Annotated in this window: 7 protein-coding genes; 3 read left to right on the top strand and 4 right to left on the bottom strand. The window is 69.0% G+C overall.

Annotated features, from left to right (window positions below; all coding sequences use genetic code 11):
• Nucleotides 1-410 precede the first annotated feature (410 nt).
• The 3 genes from AC0IY1_RS25050 to AC0IY1_RS25040 all read left to right on the top strand — a co-directional run bounded on the left by AC0IY1_RS25050 (nt 411) and on the right by AC0IY1_RS25040 (nt 5599).
• Entirely contained in the window at nt 411-2099 is a 1689-nt protein-coding gene (locus AC0IY1_RS25050; RefSeq protein WP_471773279.1) for a methyl-accepting chemotaxis protein, read from the top strand.
• A 981-nt stretch (nt 2100-3080) separates the two neighbouring features.
• On the top strand, nt 3081-4541 hold the full coding sequence (locus AC0IY1_RS25045; RefSeq protein ID WP_162242092.1) for an oligosaccharide flippase family protein: 1461 nt from the start codon (nt 3081-3083) through the stop codon (nt 4539-4541).
• Entirely contained in the window at nt 4538-5599 is a 1062-nt protein-coding gene (locus tag AC0IY1_RS25040; RefSeq protein ID WP_082513228.1) for a glycosyltransferase family 2 protein, read from the top strand. Before AC0IY1_RS25045 ends, AC0IY1_RS25040 begins: the two co-directional genes overlap by 4 nt.
• A 152-nt stretch (nt 5600-5751) precedes the next feature.
• Here the strand turns inward: AC0IY1_RS25040 and AC0IY1_RS25035 are convergent, their stop codons facing one another.
• The 4 genes from AC0IY1_RS25035 to AC0IY1_RS25020 form a co-directional block, all read right to left on the bottom strand.
• The gene (locus tag AC0IY1_RS25035) at nt 5752-6480 is read right to left on the bottom strand and encodes a lytic transglycosylase domain-containing protein (protein WP_244477439.1); all 729 of its coding nucleotides are present in this window, start codon (nt 6478-6480) and stop codon (nt 5752-5754) included.
• A 457-nt stretch (nt 6481-6937) separates the two neighbouring features.
• Complete coding sequence (locus AC0IY1_RS25030; RefSeq protein ID WP_471773276.1) at nt 6938-8203, bottom strand: MFS transporter; 1266 nt, start codon at nt 8201-8203, stop codon at nt 6938-6940.
• Between the two features lie 209 nt (nt 8204-8412).
• Nucleotides 8413-8733 carry a hypothetical protein gene (locus tag AC0IY1_RS25025; RefSeq protein ID WP_156375836.1) on the bottom strand — a complete coding sequence of 107 codons (321 nt, stop codon included), beginning with the start codon at nt 8731-8733 and terminating at the stop codon, nt 8413-8415.
• A 170-nt stretch (nt 8734-8903) separates the two neighbouring features.
• Nucleotides 8904-9749 (bottom strand): transporter, encoded by an 846-nt coding sequence (locus tag AC0IY1_RS25020; RefSeq protein ID WP_471773281.1) that lies wholly within the window; start codon nt 9747-9749, stop codon nt 8904-8906.
• Nucleotides 9750-10137: the final 388 nt, after the last annotated feature.

Here is a 10137-nt window from a genome sequence, read left to right as displayed (position 1 = left end):
GGGGTGCGGAGCGGGGGGAAGTCGGCCGGGCCGACGTCGTGGTGGAGGGCGCCCCGGGGTCGGCGCGATGGGAGCACTGAGGCGGTCGGGTCGCTCCGTGTCAAGCATCCTCCGGCCTTCAGGGGCCCCGAAAGCCGGCGCCCGGCACCGAGCGGCGTGCGACGGAGTGCCGGATCTTGAGCGGGCGCTGTTGCGGGACCCGGATCACCGCCCCGTCCGCTTCCCCGAGGGCCCGATATCGGCCTTCGGGGAAGCGGACGGGGAGCGGCGATGAGACCGATCGTATCACGCCGCGGGTCTATTTCAGTCTATCGCGTGTCAAAGTTGCAATCGTAAGGAATATTTCATGTGTTGTCGGTGATATGACGCGAGGAAATAGTGTCTAACCTCCTTTTGTATTGGTTTATGTTATGCCTGTTATGACTATAGGGCGTAAGCTTATTCTCTCGTCTTCGGTGACGGCGCTGTTCGCCCTCGGCGTCATGGGCTACCAATGGAACAGTAATCACCAAATCTCCGACGCGATCGAGGCTGTCGCTCGGGAGCAGACCATTCTGTCGGGGATCTCCCAAGCACAGGTCGCCTTGAATCGCATCCAGCTCAACTTCAAGGACGTGGATCTGTCGCGAACGAAGTCTGAGGTTGATGCCGCCGCTGCCAGCGCCGTGAGGGACGCCGAGCGTGCCAAGCGCGGGCTGGAACGACCTATCGCGCTGGCGCTGAAGCCGGAGGTCCTGCGCGAGAGCGGGACGGCTCTGGAGAACCTCGCCGCCGCCGTGGGCCGGTATGCCGTGATCGGGCGCGCCGACCTGCGCGGCCAGGGGGTCGATGCGAACACCGCCGGTGCCGCCCGAAAGGCGATCATGGACCAGATCGTCCAGATCGAGGGGATCATCGACCAGGCCGTGGCCAACGCCCGCGGCTTCACCGATCAGGCGATGCAGAGCAGCGCCGAGCAGGTGAGCGGCGCGCGACAGGTCGGTCTGCTCGCCGGCGCCGCGATGCTGATGAGCCTGCTTGCGGCGGCGATTCTCCTGATGCTCAACATCCAGCGCCCGATCACGCGCCTCGTGGCGGTGCTGGAGCGCATGGCGGCCGGTGAGATCGAGGCCGAAATCCCGGAGAGTCGGCGCGGCGACGAGATCGGGGCGCTGGGCCGCGCCGTCGACAACATCAAGGCCATGGTGTCGCGCAAGGCGGCGGAGGAGGCGGACCTCCGCCAGGTCGCCGACACGGCCGCGGCGGCGGAACGTCGGCGCACGATGGTCGAGTTGGCCGACAGCTTCGAGCAGGCGGTCGGGGGGATCGTCGGGCTGGTGTCGTCGTCGTCGACCGATTTGCAGGCGACCGCCCAGCAGATGACGGCCAATGCCCGGCAGACGGCCGTCCAATCCGCCACGGTCGCGGCGGCGGCCGAGGAAGCCGCCGCCAACGTGGGCACGGTGGCGGCCGCCGCGGAGGAACTCGGGACGTCCGTGCAGGAGATCGGCCGGCAAGTGGCAAGCTCGGCCGACCTGGCTCAGGCGGCGGTGTCGGAGGCCGATCAGACGACGCAGCTCGTGCGGGCGCTCAGCCAGGCGGCCGAGCAGATCGGCGCGATGGTGGGAATGATCTCCAACATCGCGGGCCAGACCAATCTCCTGGCGCTCAACGCCACGATCGAGGCGGCGCGCGCCGGCGAGGCCGGCCGCGGCTTCGCCGTGGTGGCCGCCGAGGTGAAGGAATTGGCCAACCAGACGGCGCGCGCCACCCAGGAGATCGGCCAGCGCATCGGACAGGTCCAGGGGGTCACCGATCAGGCCGTCTCGGCCATCCACGGCATCACGGGGCGGATCCGCGACATCAACGACGTGGCGGCCGGGATCGCGGCGGCGGTCGAGCAGCAGAGCGCCGCGACCCAGGAGATCGTGCGCAACGTGGCCCAGGCCTCGAGCGGCACGGCCGAGGTGACCCACAACATCGCCGGTGTGGCGCGCGCCTCCGACGACACCGGGACGGCTGCGGCCCACGTGCTCACCTCCGCGTCCGAGGTCTCCCGCCAATCCGAACACCTGTCCGGCGAGGTGCGGCGGTTCCTGACGACCGTTCGGGCGGCCTGAGACGCGCGGCGCGCGCCAGGTTCCGGCCTCTGCGCGCCGTCCCGGATCGGAGCGGGTCCGGTCGATGCCGTCGGCTTCTTGCGCGCGGACCCCCTCTGCAGGACGGAGGGGGCCCCGTTCAGACCCGGGTCGCCGACCGGGTTGGACCGGAGGCGGTCTCGCGCGACACGGGGGACGGCGCAGGGCGAGCGGGTCTGAGGCCGCGCCCGTCAGGGGGTCGGACCGGCTGGGTCGAGCGCCGCCCCGGAACGATCGCGGGCGGCGCGGCGGGCCGGGGCCGTGTGGGGTTCCGGCCGCGGCGCGTCGACTTGGCCGCGGCGCGTGGATCTGGCCGCGCCCCACGAGGCCGCAGCCCGCGCCGGCCTCCCGAGCGACCGGCGGTTCTTGGCCGGACCCCGAGGCTCGCTCTCTCCCGGCCCGACAGTCCCCCGCCGGACCTGTGCGCTCCGGGGCGGTGGCGCGCGGCGCCCCGAAGAGACCTCGCAGGGCCCCTGACCGGACCGCGCGGCCGCCGCCCTCCGCGCCGGGAGAGGGCGCGCGATCGAAAGGGCGCCATTCGGTCGGGGGCGCCGAAGTCTCGAACGCGACCGCTGCAGACTTCGCGCTGGTCGACGGTGTCGAGGTCGCGTCCGCAGGACGCCGTTTCCTGTCATCGCTCCCCCGCCCTCACCGCGGACACCGCTGCCTGATCTTGGAGTCACGCGGCGGGCGGTGTGGAGGTCGGGTGGTCGCCGCGCGATGAGCGCGGGGGCCGCGCTGGCTTCTTCGAGCCGACCCTGTCAGACCCTGTGCACGCTTCGGCCCCGGCCGGGCCGTTTCTGTGCGGGGGGGGGCTGTCACGCAGGAGTCCCCGGGCCGGTCTCGGGACGGGCCGGGAGCATCCGAGGCGCTGGATCGACGACATCGAGGAACCACGATCGGAATGACGGTCACTCCCTGCGCCGGGCCCCCGATGTGTCTCAGCGTTTGGGCCGGGCAACCATGAGCCGGAACCAGACGCTGCGTTCACGGGCGATGCAGGGGCTGTTCTGGTCCCTGCTGCAGAACATCGTCGGCCGCCTGATGAGCGTGCTGCTGTTCATCCTGATCGCGCGCTTCGTCACGCCCGATGAATTCGGCTTCGCATCCACGGCGATCGTGGTGGTCAGCTTCCTGGCGCTGGTTGCCGACTTCGGCATGGGCGACGCGCTCGTGCAGCGTCCGCAGTTGCGGCCGGGCGATCCCGACCTCGCCCTCTACGTCTCCCTGGTCGGCAGTGTGGTCCTGGCCGGCATCCTCATCGCCGCCGCCCTGCCGATTGCCCGGGTCGTGAAGGCGGACGCGCTGGCGCCCTATCTCCAATACGCCGCCCTGTTCTGTCCGATCCTGGTCCTGATCAGCTTTCAGGAAGCGTTGTATCGGCGTGCCGAGCTGTTTCGCGCGCTCGCCTTGCGGACCGTGTTCGGGATCTTCGCGAGCGGGGTGGTCGGGCTCAGCCTCGCCCTGAACCAGTGGGGCGCCTGGGCGCTGCTGGGCCAGTTCAGCACGCAGGTCGTCCTCTCGGCCATCTGGCTCTGGTCGCGCTCGACCTGGCGTCCGTCCCGGGCGCTCGATCCTGCCGTGTTGCGGCAGTTGCTGCGCTTCGGCGTCAGCCTCGTCCTCCTCCGGGCGATCGACTTCGTGGCCATGCGGAGTATCGATTTCGTGATCCTCAGTCGCCACGGGGCCGCCTCCCTGGGGCTCTTCGCCGTCTCCATGCGCATCGATCAGACGCTGACCCAGCTGGTCCAGGTCAGTGTCTCGGCCGTCGCCCTGAGTTTCCTGTCTCGGATCGCCTCCGATCGGCAGCGGCTGTCCCGTTCGTTCCTCCGCACGGTGTCGCTCTGCGCCTATTTCGGAACGCCGGTTTTCCTTGGTGTGGCTGCGCTGGCACCCGATCTCGTCCGTCTTGCCCTGGGGAGCCAATGGATGGGGGCCGATGCGATCGTGCGCCCGCTGCTGATCGTCGGGGGCGTTCAATGCATCCAGTTCATCTGCGGCTCGTACCTCATTGCGATGGGACGGCCGGGAACGCTGCTGGGCCTCATCGTGGCAAAGACGTCGATTGTCCTCCTGGGCATCTTCCTGATTGAGAATTCAAACTTACAGGAAACCGTCATCACATACTCGCTGCTGCTGCTTTGCGAGGCGCCAATCACGTTTGGCGTGATGGTTTATAGTCTATCTCTCAGGTGGAGTGAGCTCGCGTCAGCGATTATTGCACCCTGCGGTGCTTCGATCTCCGCTTTTGTGGTCGCAGAAATCGTCCGTGCCGAATTTACAACGCAATTCCAACCAAATCTTTTGATGGTCTTGATTTTTGCGATTTTCGTGACAGTGTTCTTCGGTATCTTGTTTTCCTGCGCTTTCAGGCAGTTGAGAGACAATGTGGGGTTTGTATTCAGCGGCTTGAGAAGGCAATGAAAAGCACGCATAAGACAAAATCGGGGGAGGGAAATAAGAAGATAGATAGACAGAAAGATTTGATCTCGATCTGTATTCCGACCTGCAACCGCCCGGACTTTCTGAGGCAGGCTGTCGAGAGCTGTCTATCGCAGCAATACCGTCCCCTGGAAATTCTCATCGGAGACGATTCGAGCGGAACAGCCAGCGGGGCGATGATTTCCAGCATGCCCGCCACGCCCGAGGTGGCCATTCATTATCGGCACAACGTGCCGCGCGCCGGGCAGGCGGGGAATATCAATGCGTTGTTCGCGGCGGCGAAGGGCGAGAGGCTGATCCTGCTGCACGACGACGATCGCCTGTGCGACGATGCGATCCAACATCTCACGAACACCTGGGATGCTCATCCGGGCTGTCTGTGCGTCTACGGCATGCAGTACGTCATCGACGAGACGGGCAAGGTTCTCCCGAAGCGCACCCAGACCTGGAACCGGACCTATCATCGCGTGCCGGACGAGGCCGGCGCGCAGCCGGTGCCCCTCGTCGCGGCGCTCCTGCAGCAGATGCCCAACAACAGCTACCTGGTCTCGTCGGCGCGCGCCCGCGCGATGGGCTTCCGCTCCGAGGACGAGGTCGGGGATTGCGTCGATGCGGATTTCGGCATCCGCCTCGGCGAGAAGGCCGATCCGCACGCATTCGTCTTCATCGACACGTTCGTCTCGGAATATCGGCTGACGTCGAATTCCATCGCGCGATCGGACCTGATCAACCGCCGGCAGGACCTGTTCTACGAATCCGTCCAGGCGATCCGCGGCGGGACGGAGATTGCCGCGGCGCGCGATGTGCTCCTCGCCAGGGTCGCCGTCGGCGCCACGGTCGACGCCGCCTTGGCGGGGCGGAAATGGATGGCGCTCCGCATCCTGCTGTCCCGCCATTATCGCTTGCCGCTCTTCAGCCGCTGGACCCTGTTCCGGCTGATCTGCATCGGCTCGCCGCGGATCGCCCTGACGCTGCGCCGTCGGCTCCGACACTATTTCCTGGTGCGTGCCGCGAACGACTTCACGCTCGGAGATTCGTGAGCCCCGCAGGGATGCGGGCTCCGATCAGGCGTCGATGGGCCCGCGCATCGCCTCGCGTTCGTCAGGGATCAGGGGGACCCGGTTATCCCGAGACGACAAGCGTCACGCCGGGAAGCGAGGGTCTGTCCGGCTCGAGACGAGCCTGGCAGGCCCTAGACGGGCTTCGCGCTCCGCGCCCGCCAGTTGGCCTGCACGCGCGCCTTGAGCTTCGCGATGCGGGCCTCGTGTGCGGCCCAGTAGGCCGTCTCGAATTCCGGCGTTCCCCGCTTCAACCCCTTCGGGAGCGGCGTCTTGCCCAGGGAGGCCCGCTGGGATCGCGGAGGGGATCCGAAAGGCGCCTGCGCCGTGCGCTGGTCCTCCGGGAGGTCGAGAACAGACTGGGCGCGGTGACAATAGGTCATCGACAGGGGCGACATGACCTCCGAGCCATGGCCGGCCCGGTACTTCATCAGGGTCCGGCAGAGGTCACCCTTGGCCAGGCGCCAGGCTTCGGCCAGGTACCGGACACCGTACCGGACGTTGACTGAGGGCTGGGCCAGCTCCGCCGCGCTGCCCCGGAACCCGAGCATCGCGGCGGTGGTCGGCCGAACCTGCATCAGGCCGATCTCGCCGGCACCCCCGATGACGGTCGGATCGTAGGCGCTCTCGATCTGCGTCACGGCGTCGGCAATCGCGGCCGGCAACCCCTCCGACGCCGCCTCGCGGTGAACGATCAGCCGGTAGGCCGTCCGGTCGCCGCGCTGGGCTGGGCGGAGATCCGTGCCCGCGAGGAGCGGGATCAGATGATCGGCATGCGCCAGGACCATGCGGGCGGGCTGGGCCTGCGCGTCCGCGGCCACGCAGAACAGACCCAGGGCGATCAGCGATCGAGCCTTCGGCACTTCGATGTCCCTCGTTTGCCTCACGGCCCAGGCGCCGGGCGGAGGCGTCAGTGGTCCCAACGGGAGGTGTCTCCAGACGGTTGCGCGAAAGGTGACATTCGCGTCGAACTTATGGCATAGCTTCGCGCAGAATGCCGCTCGTAACTTGCGGGTCCCAATCGAGGCGCAGGCTGATGGATTTGTTGAAAACGTATTGGGACAGTTTTGTTGCGTTCATTCTGCCTTATTGGGACGCATGCGTTGCCTATGTTGCCAGCATACCGGCGCCGATCATCCTGGGATGGTACGTTCCGGGGCTGATTCTGTTCGGATTTGTGCTGGGTTACGCGCTCCGGGCCTCGATCTCTCGCCGACGCAGGAACCGGGCGCGGCGGGCGCGAAACGGCTGGTAGGGCGTCGGCCGCCCCGGCTGGTCCGGGGCCGGCCCCCCGTCGCGGCGGCCTGAGCCGCCGACCCGTCACCCGGCGGGCGCCCGGGCGACCCGGGTGCCGAGGAGGAACAGCAGGGCGACACCGAGGGCGACGAGGGCCGGGGGAACCGTCGCGGCGAGGCCGCCGGCGAGCGCCGAGCCGGCGACGTCGCCAAGGTTCATCGCCGCCATGTAGATCTGGAACTGCGTGGCCGAGGCCCGTCCGGTGCGGGTCGCCAGGAGCACGGTGGGCAGCAGGGCGACGTAGAGGAGAGCCGGCACGACGTTGGCGAGCCCCAGGATGACGGGCCCTGTGGCGGCCTCCAGCCCGGCCGCGATCAACACGGCCGCGATCCCGAACGCCACCGCGCAGGCGACCAGGAGGGCGCGCAGGGCCGGCCCCGGACCGAGACGGTCGACGGAGGCGCCGATGCCCGCGGCCCCGAGGGTTCCGCCCAGGAGGGCGAGCAGGGCCTGCAGGCGCGAGAGGCCGCCCGCGTCCCAGCCATGCGCCTGCACCAGGGCGACGGCGAAGGGCACCTGGAACAGCGCCAGACCGAAATCGATGGCAAAGCACAGCGCCAGCAGGCGCGCCGCGTCGCGGCTCCGGAAGCCGTCGGCGAGCCCGCGCACGAAGGCGGTCGCCGCGGCGATCCGGCTTGCTCCGGCCGCGCGGGCCGGCCCGTGCCGCTGCCAGGCGAGGAGCCTGTCCCCCGGGACCTCGCGCACGAGCGCGGCCGCCAGGGCGATGGGGGTGGTCAGGCCGAGGAGGGCGCCCGCCGCGGCGGCGAAGCCCCCCGCCTCCAGCACCCAGGCGAAGAGGGCGGTTCCGGCGGCGCTGCCGAGCACGAAGCCCGCCCGCGTGGCCGCGCTGGTGCGTCCCAGCTCGCCGGCCGGGACGCTGTCGGCGATCAGGCGGTCGGTGGCGGTGTCGGCCAGGGAGGCCGCCAGGCTGTGCAGGAGGAGGACGAGGCTGACGGCCGTGAGGTTCGGGGCGCCGCCGAGAAGGAGCAGGCCGGCGAGGCTCGCCTGGGCGCCCGCCAGGGCGAGGACGAGCCAGCGGCGGCGTGGCCCCATGCTGTCGGGCGTCGCCCGGTCGATCACCGGTCCCCAGAGCAGGGGCTGCAGGACCCAGGGCAGACCCACCACGGCGAGGTGACGGCCCACCTCCGCGGTGGAGGCGCCCATGGCGGCGAAGTGGTTGGCCAGCGCCGTCAGGGCAAAGCCGGCGACGAGCCCCTGGTAGAGGTAGAGCAGGGTGAAGAGGCCGACCCGCCAGCGCGCGTCCTGCAGGCTCGGCGGCCACGGGGGCATCGGTTCCGGTCCTCGTTCACGCCGACGGCGCGCCACGGTCCGGGCCGCGCCGGCCCCGTGCTTAGCCGACGCGGCCGGCCGTCGTCACCCCGTGCGGCGGGATGCGCGGCCGGCCGGGCTGGACGGGTCCGCGAAGCGGCTCCGGGCAAAACCGGAACCCGGCGCGGACGAAGAACGGCGCCGCGGGGCTCGGGCCCGCCCGGAAGCGCTCAGTAGCGCGGGCCGCCCGAGGTGTTGCCGCGCTGCTGGGCGTAGCCGGGCAGCATCGGATTGCGGGCGTTCGGATCGCCATGCATCAGGCGGTTGCGGGTGTGGTGCAGGCGATGGGCGCGGGACTGATGGATCGCGTCATGGCCATGGCCGCGATGGCGCATGTGGTACTTGCGCGCCTTGTAGTTGCCCGCATGGCCGATGGACGAGCTGGCGCGCATCCGCTCGGCCTGGGTCAGGCCCGGGGCGGCCGAGGCGGAGCCGAGGGAAAAGCTGGCGAACATCAGGCTCGATGCCAGAACCATTGCGAGGGTTTTCATGTTTGACTTCCAGTCATGTGCTCACGAGCGGCACAGTGCGGCTGTAAGTCTATCCTGGCTCGCATGTTCCGCGGTGTTGCTTGACTTTATTGTCATGGATTATCAGGCTTGGCCTGGACGTGGACTTGTCGAGTTCAGAAAGAATTCAGTATACCACGCACGGGCAGCGCCTATCGGCCGGCGAGCCGGCCCGGACCCGCGACCGGCCGGGTGGGCGCGGCGGCGTTGGTGCTCTCCTTGTAGATCGGCACGATGACCCGGAGCCAGCCGCGCGTCTCGCGTCCGCCGTACCGGCGCTCGACCACGTCCTGGGTGACGTAGGCCTGCAGGTTCACCGGGCCGAAATTGTAGCCGACGAGGCCGCCCACCGCGATCTGGCCCTGGCGTTGGTAGTCCGGAAACCGGGTCGGCAGGTCCGTGGAGGCGAAGGCCACGGGGCCGACCTCCCACTTCCCGAACTTCCTCGTCGCGGTGAGGTCGAGGTTGAGGTAGTCGGGATAGACCCCGCCCTGCGGTGAGACGGGGTCGAGGAAGATCCCGTAGAGCAGGTTGGCCGTGAGGTTCAGGCCGTCCCCGGTGTAGCTGGCGGCGAAGCGGTGGCTCAGCGACGCGTTCTGCGTCAGGAAACGGGTCTCGATCGGCAGGTAGCCGCCGAAGAGGTAGCTGACGCCGAACTTGTTGCCGAGGTCCCAGGCGAGCTGCCCGGCGAGGAGCGGCTGGCCGATGCCGCTCTGGTAGGGCGTGCCGCGGGGACTCGACGCCACGACGGGCTGGATCGCGATCAGGTTCAGGCGCGCCCCGAGCAGGTTCCAGGGCGTCGCCCAGACGAAGGCCGGCAGGTTGACGTTCGAGTCCGAGTCCAGCGGGCGCGTGTCGCGCACCCCGAAGCTCGACGTGTTGACGAAGTAGAGCCCCACCGGGAGCTGGGCGCCGGCCGGCAGGCCGATGGTCTGGCCCGGCTGGGCCGCGGAGCCTGCCCGGGCCGGAGCCGGTGCCAGGAACGGGAAGGCCACCAGCGAGGAGGCGACCAGCGAGGAGGCCAGAAGGATCCTGCCGCCGCGCAGGCGGCGGGTGGACGGACGGAGGGCCTTGGCGATGGTGCGGATCACGCATGTCTCCCTGGCTCGGCTGCCCGGGGACAGGTGCCGCCGGTCGGCGGCCGGCAACCCAGCGTCTTCCTGTCAGACGATCGCCCGCCACGCTTTAGTCCGGCGGGCACCGGGCCGACCGGCGCGGGGAGAGCGCCGGCAGGACTATAACAACGGCTTTGTCCAAGATGTATTCATGATGCATCGAGACTTGATCAGACCCTGATCTCGGGCCCAACCGTTTAATCCTGCCCTCCACGTGCCTGGACGCACGTCATGGATGAGATCGAGGCCCCATATTGGGTTCAGACAGATG

This window comes from Methylobacterium sp. AC690 (assembly GCF_979256535.1).
Note: the sequence above shows the minus strand (reverse complement) of the source record. Positions and strands in the feature narration are given on the sequence as shown.